We start from the raw sequence: 15,179 nt of genomic DNA, 5'->3' as shown, positions 1-15,179 counted from the left end.
GCGTCAAAGGAGTAGGTAAAAAATGTATTCGTCATTCCAGGAGGGTGAGTCTGTGAAGAAGTTATGGATTTCAATTTTAGTAGTTTTAGTAGTCTTTCCGATGATGTTTCAATCCTCTGTAAAGGCTGCTACTCCGATCAGTATTATTATTGACGGGGTTCGATTGTCTACAGATCAAGCACCAGTGATGGTGAAGGGGCGGACGATGGTGCCGTTGCGGGCTATCTTTGAAGCTTTTAATGCCACCATCAAGTGGGATCAAAAAGCACAAACTGTAACCGCAACGAAAGATGATACAACGATTATGTTAAAGATTGGCTCAAAGACCGCCACTATTAACAATAAGGCTGTAACGCTAGACGTGCCTGGTTTGAATCTGAAGGGGAGAACGATGGTCCCAACAAGGTTCGTCAGTGAAGCACTGGGCCATGAAGTGGGATGGAACCCCAAGACGCAAGTTGTAACTATAACGACTTCAGCCTCTAACGTTGGAAATGCAGGCCCAGTATCCAACGTAGTAGCGCAGGATGTGAGTGATTTCGGTGATGGTCGTGATCTTCAGGTTAGCTTCACTCGAGCGGCAAATGAGTCACTAGTGGATCAGTACCGTGTTTTGATTGTGAAATCAGGGAATATTCTCAACTTGTCGTCCGCACAAACGATAACCTCTTACAATTATTCTACTGTATTACCAACAGGTACTAATCCTTCGATTAAATTGACTTCTGCTTCGAGGACTGTTGATGGTGATTCAATTAAGAGTAATCAAGCGTATGTGGCTTATGTCTTGACGGTTGGCAAAGGAAGTAATGCCAGTACACTTTCTAGTGGATCCTCCACTATGACACTAGTGAATAAGACTGTAGCGGCAATAAATAATGTACAAGTGAATGATATAAGCGATTATGGGGATGGAAGAGATTTATCGGTCAGCTTCAATAAGCTGTCAGATGAGTCGAAGGTAAGTTCTTATCGGATATTTGTTGTCAAAGCTACTAATTATTCGAATTTTAATTTAGCTGCAGCAAATAATGTGACCAGTGCTAATTACACGTTAGTCAGCAAGACGGGAAATAATCTTACCCAAATTTTATCCTCAGGAGCCAGAGATGTGGACGGAGCTCTTGTTAAAACAGGCGTCAGCTACAGAGTGTTTGTCATGGCGATGGATAACAGTAATGCAGCTAATAATGTATTGTCTTCTGTTTCCTCAGCAATTACGCTGTCCAACATAGGGGGTTCTAACTTAACTGTCAGCGACGTTAGCAACTATAATGATGGCCGAGATTTAAGGGTGTCATTTACTCATGCGACGGACGAAACCAATATTAGCCAGTACCGGATCATGGTCGTTCCAACGTCATATTACAGTAGCTTCAGTTTAGCTGAAGCAAATAATGTCTCAATTGCCAACTATACAGCGGTTAGTACAAATGGTACTTCCACCAGCCTAACATTGAGCTCTTCAGCCAGAGATGTACGTGGAGCTTTGATAAAGAATGGAGTCAGCTATAAGGTATATATCTTATCTATTGGAAGCGGAAGTAATTCAGGAGGGAATGTTCTTTCGAATGCTTCATCGGTAATTACATTAATTTATGATTCCAGTGTGAGTACAGTTTATAACCTCAGTGTCAGCGACGTTTATGATTATGGAGATGGCCGAGATTTGAGAGTGTCATTTAATCATGCTTCGGACGAAACCTATATCAGTCAGTACCGAATTATGGTAGTTCCGACGTCATATTATGGCAGTTTTGATTTATACGCAGCTAATAATGTAGTAAGTGGCAACTATACAGCTGTTAGTACAAGTGGGTCTTCTACCAATCAGGTCTTGTATTCGTCAACTAGAGATGTTCTCGGTGATCTGATAAAGAGTGGAAGTAGCTATAGAGTGTATGTATTATCTGTTGTAAATGGAAATTATAGGGATTCTAATGAGCTATCTTCCGCTTCATCTATAGTTACACTGTTTAATAATACCAGCTTGAAGGCTGTTACAAACTTAAATGTTAGCGATGATAATGACTATGGTGATGGCCGAGATTTGAAAGTGAGCTTTAATCACGCCACAGATGAAACGTACATTAACCAATACCGAATTATGGTGGTACCAACGTTTTATTACAGCAGCTTTAGCCTGTCCGATGCGAATAATGTATCCAGTTCTAACTATACAACGGTAAATACTTCAGGCAACAGCACCAGTCAAATATTAGATTCCTCCGCCAGAGATGTTCGTGGTGACGTGATAAAGGCTGGAGTGAGTTATAAAGTGTATGTGTTAACTGTGGGTAGTAATAATTATTCAGGTTCCAATGCATTGTCCTTGGAGTCTTCGACGATTACTTTGTTGGCAAACAAGACTCCAGTGGTCTCTGTAACCAATGTGACGTATAAAGAAGAAATAGGTAGCGGTAGAATCCTGATCAGTTTCGACAAATCCACCAATGAGAGCAATATTTCGGAATACCGAGTATTGGTGGTTCCGTCTAAACAAGGGTTTGGTACGGCGGATGCTCTTGCGGTGAATTCCTCTTATTATTCGTCGGTAATCCCTAACGGGACGAATCGTTCAACATTCACTGCGACAAGGGATGTTAATGGAGATTCAATTGTTAAAGGTGTCAAATATAAGGTGTATGTTCTTGCTGTAGCCAATAATAGTGGTGTACAGAATGGTGGTCTTTCAAATTCAACAGAAGAGTTTGAAATTTAGCTTCACCGCGTGAAGTACGGATTTTTAGCCTGGCCATTCATGGTCAGGCTTTTCTTTTATGTACATAATTTTCTTGAGTTTCAAGAGGACTTGATGAAGCGATTTTTACCGTTTTCATTGTTACATTATCCTCTGAAATATATAGGGTACTAATAATCGCATTAAAAACATTTGGTTTGGCCTAATGAAAGCGCTATAATTGAAAATAATTACATTCTTAAGGAGTCTACCGATGAAAAGAGGCAGAATATTCTATAAGATTTTTGTACCTATTCTGGTGCTGGGTATTGGCCTAGTCATTAGCTTCGGCAGCTATATTTATCTAACGACTATAAATTCAGTGATTGAAAGAGTGGCAGACGGCAAGCAGAGTTTAATTACACAAATTAAAAACACCTTAGAACAGAAAATTCAAACAATCGAATACGCTTTTAATACTTACAGTACGACTAGTTCTTTTAGGGAAGTCGTTCAGAATCCAATTACGGAGCAGGATTTTGAGGCGTACCGGGATATTAACTCTCAGCTTAATTATATTGCTACGATGGGAATGGATTTCGTAGACTATTCTTTAATTAGTCTGGAGCAGAATTGGCAAATCTCCAATGGTAAGCTCTCGCATTTATCGAAAGAAGAACGTAATACTCTGTATGAGAGCTATATCGATAATCGAAGCCGGGGATTATTCTGGATTAAGACGGATAAAGGCATCCGGTTTGTAAATACCTTGCCAGTATTTTCACAAACCAAACAGGCGATTGCCTTATCTGATATCTCACTTCAAACCTTACATAACACGCTTCAAACGGAAGGAAACACCCCGGTATATATTCTTAACCGGGAGGGAGAGCTTTTATATGAGTCCGAAACGGGGAAATCCTTACTATCAAGTAGGCAATTAGGACATATCACGTATGTTGCTGGCAGCGGAGGTACTAATGGAGCGATTGCTCTGGAGAGGGCCGACCACCAATCGATGAAGGCGATTTACGCTAAATCTCCCTACAATAATTGGGTTTATGTAACCTTGTTGGATCAACGTGAAATCTCCGATGCCTTAAAGACAACAAGATACGGGATTGTAATGATGGTACTACTAATCACACTGTTGATCGTGATCATCGCTTACGTGATCTCATTGTATTTCACCAAGCCCTTCCGGCAGATTCAACGTATTTTGCCAGTCAACTCTCAGCTGGAGCCTAAAAATGAGGTGGATTGGATTATCAGCTCTATCGATACGATTTTATCGGAGAAGGAAAGTCTTGAGGGTCTCATTGAATCTGAAATGCCTCAGCTGGAAACCCAGTTTATTCTCAATTTATTCCGTAACCGGATATCGCCTGAGGAGCTCAAGCAGGGTATGCAACGCTTCGGTCATAAGCTGTCAGAGGATTCTGTGTACGCCACCTTATTGATTCAACTGGATAACTATGGTGAACGTCAGGCGATTGATAAAGATCTTTTACTTGTTGCGGTTAACAAGCTGGTAGAAGAAAGGATTCCGCAGGAGGATCGGATGATCCCTATTCTGTTAAACGACCGCACGCAAGCGACCATTTTGATCTTTGAGGGAACGAATGAACAGGAGAACAGGAGGCAAGTATTAGAATATGCTAAGACGATAATTCGAACAGCTAGAGAGGTCTTAAAACTATCTGTCAGCGTCGGAATTAGCAATTTCTACGATGATTTATTATTAAGCAAGGAAGCTTGTGAGATGAGTAAGCAGGCGCTACATCATCGGTTAAATCTGGGGAAAGAGTCAATTATTTTCTACGAGGATATATCGAGAGTGATCTCAGGCCCTGTTCTCCTTTATTATCCGTCTGAGTTAGAGTCACAGCTATTTGATGCGATTCGGATTGGGGATGAAGAACAAGTCTCACGTTCTCTGTACCCACTGCTGGGAGAAATGATGAAGCATAGCAAGAATCCTCTGAATTTCGAAGTCACATTAATTCGTTTCGTAAACAATCTGATACAGCTAGAGCAGCTGCTAGGTGTTGAGGTTCTGTTGACGGAGGATAATTATACGTTGTACCACCGATTATTAGACATCCGTAACCCGGAAGAAATTGAACGTATCCTGGTGAAGGAAGTTATCCATCCGATGGTCTCAAGCGTAAAGGAGAAGACCGACCGTCAGTTCCGCCTCTTGTCTGATAAAATTGCAGTGATTGTCCGTTCTGAGTTCGATCAGGATCTGTCCCTGGAATTAATCGGAGATCGCCTTCATTATAGTCCTAACTATTTAAGCAGTATTTTCAAAAAGGAATACGGCATGACGTTTAGCGAGTACGTGATGAACTATCGATTAGAAATGGCTAAAAAGTGGCTGGTGGAGACCGATATGACCATTAAAGAGATCGCCGAACGATTGCAATACCATAATTCTCAGAACTTTATTCGATCCTTCCGTAAAAAAGAACATGTAACCCCTGGCGCTTACCGCAACCTGAAACAGGACAAGTAATTGATTAAATCACAAAAACAGCCAGCCTCCAGATTATGGGAGCTGGCTGTTTCGCATCTTATGGAAGCTTAGCCTTTAACAGAACCGAGCAAAGCTCCTTTTGTGAAATGCTTCTGTACAAAAGGATAAGCAATCAACATTGGAACGGTAGCGACTACGATTACCGCCATTTTGATAGTTTGTGCAGGCGGGAGAATATCGACCGAAGCATTATCACCCTGCATACCACTAGAGACGATTACGATCTGACGCAGAAGCACTTGAATTGGCCATTTCGTAGAATCTGTCATATATAAAACTGCACTCATATAAGTGTTCCAGTAAGCTACCCCGTAGAATAGGGAGAGCGTCGCGATAGAGGGCAGCGCTAGTGGAAGCATGATTTTGAACAGAACACCAAAATCATTGGATCCGTCAATCTTGGCGGATTCCTCGAGTCCTTCCGGCAGAGCCTGAAAGAAGTTGCGCATAATGATCAGGTTAAAGGCATTGATCGCAACCGGCATAATCATGGACCAGTAGGAGTCGATGAGCCCGAAATATTTGACCACGAGAAAAGTGGGAATCATCCCCCCGCTGAACAGCATGGAGAACACGACTACAAAATTGATAAAATCTCTTCCATATAGATACTTTCTAGATAACCCATAGGCCATTAAAGCAGTAAGAATCATACTTACAACAGTCCCTGCTAAGGTTACACCGATGGATACACCTAACCCTTTAAAAATCGTGGGCGTTGACAGTATATAACGGTAAGCATCCAGAGAGAAGGTTGTTGGGAACAGGATAAACCTCTTCTCTACCACTTCCTGCGTTGAAGCAAAAGAGCTGGCAAACACATTGACAAAGGGTAAAAGACAGATGAGGGCAATGAGCGAAAGTAGTGTGGTATTTACAATTGTAAACAGCCGGCTGCCCAAAGTTAATTTTTTAAAAGATGGTTGCGTCATGCAGTTATCCTCCTTGTAATCGTTTCAATGAAACTTTATCAGGGGTCTGTTATTCCGTATATAATCATTAGCTTGGGCTTTGTTCTGGGCATGAAAAGCGTGCGGAATTGCAGATGATCCTTATGTATTGTAGTAATCACTATAAGAGGTGGAGGAACGAAAAAGCTTATAACCACGCGGATTTCGTAGTATCAGTATCTGAAGATTATATACGTAATAGACGAATGATCGTAATCTGAGAATCGTAAGGAAACGCGATCAAGGAGGCCGATCAGGTGAAAGAGGCAAACGTCACCATGCTGAACATGAAAGTCAAACCAGTGAGGAAAAAGCGAACAGGGCATAGCTGGCTGAGTTTAAAAAGAAACAAATTATTGTATCTGATGATACTGCCGGGGTTTCTATATTTTGTTATTTTTAAGTACCTGCCTATGGGCGGTCTTATTATTGCCTTTCAGGATTATCAGCCGTTTCTGGGCATAGCAGATAGCCCCTGGGTTGGGCTTAAGCATTTCGTCCGATTGTTTACCGAACCAACCTTCTTTATGCTATTGAGTAATACGTTAATCTTATTTGCCTTAAACATTGTTATCTTTTTTCCGCTCCCGATTATACTGGCGTTGATGCTCAATGAGGTTCAGCACAAGCTGTTCAAAAACACCATTCAAACGATTATTTATATCCCCCATTTCATGTCATGGGTGATCATCGTCTCCATTTCCTATGTATTTATGAACGTGGATGGAGGGGTGCTGAATGAAATGATGGCCGCGCTCGGGATGCAAAAAATCAGCTTCCTGACTTCTCCAGAGTGGCTGCGTACTGTGTACATTGGACAGATCATCTGGAAAGAGATTGGCTGGTCGACGATTATTTATCTGGCAGCCATTACTGTAGTAGATACCCAGTTATATGAAGCAGCTGAAATGGATGGAGCAAGCAGATTGCGCAAAACATGGCATATCACCTTGCCAGCGATTCGACCCATTATTATCACCTTACTTATTTTGAAGATTGGTCATACGCTGGATCTAGGCTTTGAACATATGTACTTACTGATTAATTCATTGAACCGCGAGGTTGGAGAGATTTTTGATACCTACATTTATACCGCGGGCCTAAAGAACGGCCAGTTGAGTTTCAGTACCACCGTAGGTTTATTTAAAGGTGTGGTTGGCTTGGTTCTCGTGATTCTGTCGAACAAGTTGGCTAAGAAAATCGGAGAAGATGGTGTTTACTAACTTGTTCAGGACTCTAATTCATGCTTCTGTCTTTTAGGCAGAGGTGGAAGATAAAACAACAAATACATTTAAAAAAGGGGTAATGTTGATGAATCGCAATTACAAGAAACTTGTAGCCTTAATGCTGTGTAGCGGGCTGTTACTCACTGCATGCGGAGGAGGCAATAACGCGAAGGAGTCAAATTCTTCAAATGGGGGAACGAATTCAGCGGCTAAGACGACAGCGACACCAGCTGATGTTTTAGAGTCTAAAGCAAAGATTAGCTGGCTGAACATCCTGCAGACTCCGACTCCACCTACAAATACTGTTCTGGACAAAATAGAAGAAGCTACGAATACAGAGATTGAATTCTCATGGATACCCGATGCTTCCAAAGAAGAACGGATTAATACATCGCTAGCCTCCAATTCCTTGGCGGATATCGTTACCCTGACTATCCTTGATAATTCCTCGGTACGTAACGCTTTAAAGGCGGGGATGTTCTGGGAAGTAAGTCCTTATCTGGATGAGTTCCCGAATCTGGCAAAGATTTCACAAGACACACGTACCTCGGCCTCCATTGGCGGTAAATTGTATGGGGTTCCCTTCCAAAAGCCGTTGGCGAGAAATGGTGTGGTCATTCGTAAGGATTGGCTGGATAAGCTGGGATTGCAGGTGCCAAAAACAACCGATGAATTGATGGAAATTGCGAAAGCGTTTACCGAGAAGGATCCTGACGGAAATGGCAAGAAGGACACTACAGGGTTTATGGATCGTAGCGATCTTATTTATGGAGCCTTCAAGACCTTGGGTTCCTACTTTGGAACACCAAATATATGGAGTGTAGACGACACAGGGAAAATGACACCTGAATTTGACACAGATTCCTATATTAAAACCATGGATTATATGAAAGCACTCTATGATGGCGGCTATATTAATCAGGATTTCGCTGTGACAGCTAAAACAGATCAGCAGCAGAATTTTGCACAGGGGAAGGCCGGAATTTATGTTGGAGCTCTGTTTGATAGCAAGAACCTGTTGAATTTGGCTAAAGGCATTCAGGATAATATGGATTTGGTCATGGTTAACAATATCACCTCCACAGGCAATGAAGCAGATCGTGCAATTTGGTCCGCTAACAACGGAATCGGTGGACTGCTGTCTTTCCCAAAATCCGAGGTCAAGGATGAAAATGAGCTTAGACGGATATTGAAATTTATTAATGATCTCATGAATGAAGAGGTCTACGCTTTGATGACCTATGGAATTCAGGATGTTCATTACACCATCGATGCGGATCAGGCCGTTACCATTAAAGATACAAATCTGTGGAAACAGGAGGTTCAGCCATTTGCAGGCTCCCGTCCCTTAGAGTTGGGATTCACTATTCATGATGCTGATCCGCTCAAAGTAGAAGCCGAGAAGCTGATCAAGGAGAATGCCGATTATGCTGTACTGAATCCTGCTTACTCGCTGGAGTCGGAGACGTTCTCAACCCAAGGTTCTGAACTGCAGAAGATTGTGACAGATGCTACTTATAAATATATTCTTGGCAAAATTAATGTGGAGGAGTATAAGGCTGAGATTGAGAAGTGGAAGAAATCCGGAGGCAGTAAGGTGATTTCTGAATATGAGGCTGCTTATAAAGGGTAAACCCTTAATTAATACAGACGACAGGATAAGAAAATAGTGAATGGGTCCTAAACGAAAGTGAAACGTTTAGGACCATATTTATTCAAACAGGAGGAAGAAATGGCCGACAACATTGCAGTTAGAAGTACCAGCTGGGGTATCCGTATGGCTGATTCAATCATGGAACGAACACCAAGACTATATAACGATAAAGGATATCATGGAAAGTGGTCATATGATTATGGCGTCATTTTGAAGGGCTTTGAGCTACTATGGAGACAGACGGGAGAGCCTAAATATTATCAATATATCAAAGATAATATGGATTATTTTATAGAAGAGGATGGCTCAGTGAAGGGTTACCACTTGGGTGAACACAACATTGATCATCTAAATAACGGAAAGCTACTGTTTCTTCTCCATAAAGAAACGGGGCAGGAGAAATATAAAAAGGCTGCAGATTTGTTAAGGAAGCAGATAACAACGCATCCTCGAACCTCGGAAGGTGCGTTTTGGCATAAGAATATATATCCGTATCAGATTTGGCTAGACGGCTTGTACATGGGCGCGCCCTTCTATCTGGAGTATTTACTAGAATATGAAAGCGGAAAGGGTCTGGATGATGTGACCCGGCAATTTATTCTGTGTGAGCGTCATACCAAGGATGCAGAGACAGGTCTTATGTTCCACGCCTGGGATGAAAAGCGGGTACAGCCATGGTGCGATCCCGAAACGGGATTGTCTCCCAATTTCTGGGGGCGCTCGTTAGGCTGGTATGTCATGGCGCTGGTGGATGCACTTGCTTTACTCCCTGCGGAACATGCGGATTACGATGAGTTAGTGCGTATTCTTACCGATACGTTGACATCCCTTCGTAAGGTTCAGGATGCTGATTCCGGAGTTTGGTACCAGGTAGTAAACATGGGCGATCGTAAGGGCAATTATCTGGAGGCTTCAGCTTCTAGCATGATTACCTATGCTTTGGCTAAGGGCATACGGCTCGGTGTACTGAATGCCAGCTGGTTCGAAATGCTTGACCATGCCTATCAGGGTCTTCTGACGGAATTTGTAATGGAAACGAGGCATGGCTGGGTCAACTTGAACAAGAATTGCCAAGTCGCAGGACTTGGAGGAGATGATCGAAGAGATGGTACGTATGCCTACTACATCAGTGAACCTATCATTACCAATGATCAAAAAGGGCTTGGCGCATTTCTTCTGGCTTGTGGTGAGTACGAATATTTGCAGCGTCCTGCCGTGATGAAAGGGAGCGAGTGAAGCTTATGACTTTCTACAATATAGTACATTATGGAGCACACTCTAATAGTACGGAGTCTTCGACGGAAGCTATTGCTAGCGCGATTCAGGCAGCAAGCGAAGCTGGAGGAGGAATAGTTTATGTTCCTTCTGGTACTTATCATACCGGTGCAATCTTTATGAAGAGCAACATTGAGCTACAGCTTAGCCATGGAGCCGTACTTCAATTCAGCTTTGATCCGAACGATTATCCCGTGATGGAGTCTCGCTGGGAGGGAGTAAAGCAGAAAGTTCATGCTTCTTGTATTTTTGGGATCAATCTAGAAAACGTATCGGTTACGGGTGCAGGCAAGCTGGATGGAGGGGGAGCATCTTGGTGGGATAAGATACGTAATTCCCCCGAGTCGCTGATCTTTCCTCGCCCGAAGCTTATCAGCTTCGATAACTGCCGTAGAGTCACACTTAGAGATCTGACACTTGTGAACTCCCCTAGCTGGACTGTGAATCCTATCTGTTGCCAAGATGTTACGATAGATAATCTGTCGATTTTTAACCCGGCGGATTCGCCCAATACGGATGGCATTGACCCAGAATCCTGCGTGAATGTCCGGATCAGCAACTGCAATATTGATGTAGGTGATGACTGCATTGCCATTAAAGCGGGAACAGAGGAAACGAAGGAGCGAATCGCCTGCGAAAATATTACGATTACGAACTGCACGATGATCCATGGACATGGCGGGGTTGTATTGGGAAGTGAAATGAGCGGGGATATCCGTAATATCGTTATTAGCAACTGTGTATTCAAACAGACGGATCGCGGTATTCGGCTGAAATCTAGACGTGGACGCGGAGGTGTTGTCGAAGATATCCGTGTTAGTAATATCGTGATGGATGACGTGATTTGTCCGTTTATCCTTAATCTTTATTATTATTGTGGTTCTCGTGGGAAGGACAAATATGTGTGGGACAAAAATCCTTATCCGATTACCGAGGAAACACCTTGCTTCAGACGTATTCACTTTGCCAACATTACTGCGCGGAACGTTCATGCTGCTGCTGGTTTTCTATACGGTCTAGCAGAGCAGTATATTTCGGAGATTACCTTCTCAGATATTGATATATCGATGGCAGAAGACGCGATTCCTGGTCGTCCGGCAATGATGTCTGGGATTCAGGATATGAGTAATCGCGGGTTCTATCTTGGCAACGTAAAAGACATCCGCTTCCGCCAAGTAACGATTGAAAATCATGAGGGACCTGCTTTTTATATTGAAAATGGAGAGGCGATTGACATTAGCGGCTGCCAGTCTAAAAACACTCGTAAGGTGGAGGAGTTAGTCCAACAGGTGACCGTCGCTCCTTCACAGGAAGATTTGAGCGGGCGGGAAGACTGATGCTAGAACAGGATAAACTTACAGCTCTGCTTGGCGATCTTCCAGAGAACAGGCCGATTTCTGTGCAGCTGTTATGTGTAGAGGAAAGGGACGGCTATCGGCTAGAGACGCTTTTGCTGGATTTGAATGGTATAGAGAAGGTTCCGGCATATGTTGCACTTCCGCTTGAACAGCAGGGTCCTTTTCCACTCGTTATCTTCAACCATTCCCATGGAGGGAATTATGAGAATGGACGGAATGAATTCATTTGCAGCAGCCCTTATCTGCAGCAGCCTTCTTTTGCAAAGACGCTTACGGGTATGGGATATGCTGCTTGCTGCATCGATGTGTGGTGCTTTGGTGAACGGCGGGGCAAAACTGAAAGTGAGCTAGTGAAGGAAATGCTCTGGCAGGGTCAGGTCTTATGGGGAATGATGCTGCATGACTGCCGACGTCTGCTTGACTATATGTCTGAACGGCCTGATATAAACGCCTCACGGGTGGCGACGATTGGAATGTCTATGGGTGGGCTGATGTCTTGGTGGCTGGCTGCGCTGGAAGAACGAATTAAGGTAACCGTTGATATATGCGGACAGGTAGATGCTCATACCCTAATCGCCAAAAGAGGACTGGACCATCATGGGTTCTATTCTTATGTTCCAGGACTGCTGAAGCATTATACCACACTTGATATTCAGTCGAGAATTGCCCCTCGTCCTCGTATGAGTCTGACGGGTCGCAATGACCGGATGTGTCCGCTCGAAGGGGTAGAGCTTTTAGCCTCAGGCCTGCATGAGAAGTACCGAATGGCAGGGAGTCCAGAGAACTGGAAACCAATGATATCCGGTAGCGGACATATGGAAACCCTGGAAATGCGGTTAGCTTGGAAATCGTTTGTGACCAAGCATTTATAGGATGAGAGGGATGCTCTTTGCTGGTGGGGAAAGAAGATTTTTGCGATTATCATACCCTTCAAGAGGCTGTTGATGCTCTTGAAGAGCAGTTTCCAATGCAGCCTGAAACCTTATATATCTTGTCAGGCCTCTATGAAGAAGAGGTGCGAATTTACCGTTCGGACCTAACCCTTATTGGAATAGGGGCGGTTGAGATTCGGATGAACCGTTATGCCAAGGAGAGGGATGAATACGGAGAGGAAATTGGCACGTTCGCAACCCCGACCTTATTTCTGGGCGGGCGTAGGCTGACACTGGAGAATCTGATCATTTCGAATACGGCTGGACAGGGAGATACAGTCGGGCAGGCTATTGCCCTATATGCTCACTGTGATGAAGCGGTTTTTCGTTACTGCACCTTTAAAGGGCATCAGGACACACTGTTTACGGGGCCGTTACCGTCTGCTTCGAAGAAGGGTGGAGGTTTTGGCGGCGTTCCCTTGAGAGAACATCATGTCCATTACCGTCAGATGTACCAGCACTGCCGAATAGAAGGGACCGTGGATTATATTTTTGGTGGTGCGACGGCGTGGTTTGAGCATTGTGAGTTGCATAGTCTGAGCCGTTCAAACGGCGAGCTCGGCTATATTACCGCAGCTTCCACACCTAAAGAATCCGAGTACGGGTATATTTTTAACGAATGTGTATTGACGGCAGCAGACGATGTAGTGAATGTCTATTTAGGGCGACCATGGCGGGAGCATGCCGCTGCCGAGTATGTGAACTGTCTGATGGGAATTCATATTCATCCTGAGAGATGGAACGACTGGGGAAATGAAGCGAATCGTAGAACGGCCCGCTATCGAGAACACGGGATCCGGAATGCCAACAGCTTGAAGCGTCAGCGAGTGGAATGGGTGCAATATTATGAAGCGGAAGACGAGATGCCAAGTACGAATGTAGTTTTCAAAGGAAATAATTTTTGGAATTCGGAAGGAGCACAACAATGATTACAGACAATATTCAAACCGCAGTTATCCGCAATCCGGTATTAAGAGGGTTTAATCCAGATCCATGTATCGTAAGAGCAGGGGAAACTTATTATATCGTCGTCTCCTCGTTTGGCTGGTTGCCTGGTGTGCGTGTGTATCAATCAACTGATTTGGTGGAATGGGAGCATTGTACAGATGTTCTAACCCATCAGGTAAATCTGCGTGGCAATCCAAACAACTGTAGTATTTGGGCACCACAGCTTAGTTATAATGACGGCTTGTTCTATCTGATCTATACCGACGTGAAAAGTACCAAAAGGCCCTTTAAAGATTGCCACAACTTTCTGATGACTGCGAAGTCAATCGAGGGTCCATGGTCTGAGCCGGTTTATCTGAACAGCAGCGGGTTTGATCCTTCTCTGTATCATGATGAGGATGGGCGAAAATGGCTGCTGAATGAGCTGTGGGATTACCGCATCACAGAAGGCAATAAGTCTTGCGGTATTGTGATTCAGGAATACGATCCTGAGCAGCGTCAATTAAGGGGAGAGTCCGTTAAGATCTTTGATTGTACATCGCTCAAGAAGACAGAAGCACCACATATTTACAAGCGGGAAGGCTATTACTATTTAATTACGGCGGAAGGGGGCACCGGATCAGGGCACGCGGTAACCGTGGCGCGATCTAAAGCGCTACTCGGACCGTATGAGGTCGATCCGCTCAATCCGATGTTAACCTCTCGGAATAATCCTGAACTTCCGCTTCAATGTGCAGGCCATGGAAGTCTAGTTGAGACACCTGATGGGGAGTGGTACATGGCTCATTTGTGCACCCGTCCACTGGAAGGTCAGTTCGCCATTCTGGGGAGAGAGACAGCTATTCAGCAGGTGTATTGGAATGAGGACGGCTGGCTAAGACTAACCTCTGGCGGAAATACACCGCTACTAGAGGTGCCTGCACCTAAAGGGACGCAAGCACGCAAACAAGCGCAGATACTTGCGTTTGAAGATGACTTTAACGGTCCAGAGCTGAAAAAAAACTGGAATACATTACGAATTCCTGGGAATGAAAGCTGGTGTTCTCTAGCTGAAAGACCGGGATGGCTAAGGATCAGGGCTGGGGAATCGGTACAAAGTCTATTTGAGCATCATATTCTGGCTATTCGTCAGACCGATAAGAGTTTCCGTGCAGAAACAGCGCTTGAATATGAACCGTCTAGCTATCTTCAGATGGCGGGGCTGCTCCTATACTTAAATGAAGATAACTATCTGTATGCGTACATCAGTCATGAAGAAGGGCTTGGAAAGGTCTTGCGGTTAATGCGTTGTGAGAGGGATGAGTTCACTGCGGAACCTGTAAGGATTGGACTGAAAGCGGGAGAAGCACTTCGAATCGCAGTTGAGGTGAAGGAAGTAACGGGTCAATTTATGTATCAAACCAGTGAGGATACGGAGTGGAAGCTGTTTGGCAATCCATACAATATCAGCTTCTTATCGGGTGGTTTCACTGGAAATTTTGTTGGGATTGCAGCGCATGATATGCAGCAGTCTGGTGGCAGCAGTGCTGATTTTGCTCATTTCCGTTATCAGGGCAAGGAATAAACACGGCTTCACTAAGGAAGGGGTTCTGCTTCAAATGGATCAGGCCCTTTTCC

10 protein-coding genes are annotated in these 15,179 nt (G+C 44.0%); 9 read left to right on the top strand and 1 reads right to left on the bottom strand.

Annotation, left to right across the window (positions count from 1 at the left end; translation table 11 throughout):
- Positions 1-52: 52 nt before the first annotated feature.
- A complete protein-coding gene (locus MHB64_RS26355) occupies positions 53-2,722 on the top strand; it encodes a copper amine oxidase N-terminal domain-containing protein (RefSeq protein WP_341135724.1) in 2,670 nt (889 codons plus the stop codon).
- Between the two features lie 232 nt (positions 2,723-2,954).
- Positions 2,955-5,198, top strand: a complete 2,244-nt coding sequence (locus MHB64_RS26350; protein WP_341135723.1) for an AraC family transcriptional regulator — start codon at positions 2,955-2,957, stop codon at positions 5,196-5,198.
- Positions 5,199-5,266: 68 nt separating this feature from the next.
- On the opposite strand, the gene MHB64_RS26345 is transcribed toward MHB64_RS26350, so the two are convergent.
- Positions 5,267-6,151, bottom strand: a complete 885-nt coding sequence (locus MHB64_RS26345; RefSeq protein ID WP_094871828.1) for a carbohydrate ABC transporter permease — start codon at positions 6,149-6,151, stop codon at positions 5,267-5,269.
- A 305-nt stretch (positions 6,152-6,456) separates the two neighbouring features.
- On the opposite strand from MHB64_RS26345, the gene MHB64_RS26340 reads away from it, so the two are divergent.
- The 7 genes from MHB64_RS26340 to MHB64_RS26310 all read left to right on the top strand — a co-directional run bounded on the left by MHB64_RS26340 (position 6,457) and on the right by MHB64_RS26310 (position 15,126).
- Complete coding sequence (locus MHB64_RS26340) at positions 6,457-7,392, top strand: ABC transporter permease (RefSeq protein WP_373455834.1); 936 nt, start codon at positions 6,457-6,459, stop codon at positions 7,390-7,392.
- A gap of 88 nt (positions 7,393-7,480) precedes the next feature.
- Entirely contained in the window at positions 7,481-9,028 is a 1,548-nt protein-coding gene (locus MHB64_RS26335) for an extracellular solute-binding protein (protein ID WP_341135722.1), read from the top strand.
- 99 nt (positions 9,029-9,127) lie between these two features.
- Positions 9,128-10,285 carry a glycoside hydrolase family 88/105 protein gene (locus MHB64_RS26330; RefSeq protein WP_094871825.1) on the top strand — a complete coding sequence of 386 codons (1,158 nt, stop codon included), beginning with the start codon at positions 9,128-9,130 and terminating at the stop codon, positions 10,283-10,285.
- 5 nt (positions 10,286-10,290) lie between these two features.
- Positions 10,291-11,661, top strand: a complete 1,371-nt coding sequence (locus MHB64_RS26325; RefSeq protein WP_341135721.1) for a glycoside hydrolase family 28 protein — start codon at positions 10,291-10,293, stop codon at positions 11,659-11,661.
- Positions 11,661-12,554 carry a dienelactone hydrolase family protein gene (locus tag MHB64_RS26320; protein ID WP_341135720.1) on the top strand — a complete coding sequence of 298 codons (894 nt, stop codon included), beginning with the start codon at positions 11,661-11,663 and terminating at the stop codon, positions 12,552-12,554. Before MHB64_RS26325 ends, MHB64_RS26320 begins: the two co-directional genes overlap by 1 nt.
- 17 nt (positions 12,555-12,571) lie before the next feature.
- Positions 12,572-13,543 carry a pectinesterase family protein gene (locus tag MHB64_RS26315; RefSeq protein WP_341135719.1) on the top strand — a complete coding sequence of 324 codons (972 nt, stop codon included), beginning with the start codon at positions 12,572-12,574 and terminating at the stop codon, positions 13,541-13,543.
- The gene (locus MHB64_RS26310; RefSeq protein ID WP_341135718.1) at positions 13,540-15,126 is read left to right on the top strand and encodes a glycoside hydrolase family 43 protein; all 1,587 of its coding nucleotides are present in this window, start codon (positions 13,540-13,542) and stop codon (positions 15,124-15,126) included. Before MHB64_RS26315 ends, MHB64_RS26310 begins: the two co-directional genes overlap by 4 nt.
- Positions 15,127-15,179 lie beyond the last annotated feature (53 nt).

The organism is Paenibacillus sp. FSL K6-2859, from assembly GCF_038008265.1.
Classification (GTDB): domain Bacteria; phylum Bacillota; class Bacilli; order Paenibacillales; family Paenibacillaceae; genus Paenibacillus_AQ; species Paenibacillus_AQ nitricinens.
This window is presented reverse-complemented; position numbering and strand designations above follow the sequence as displayed.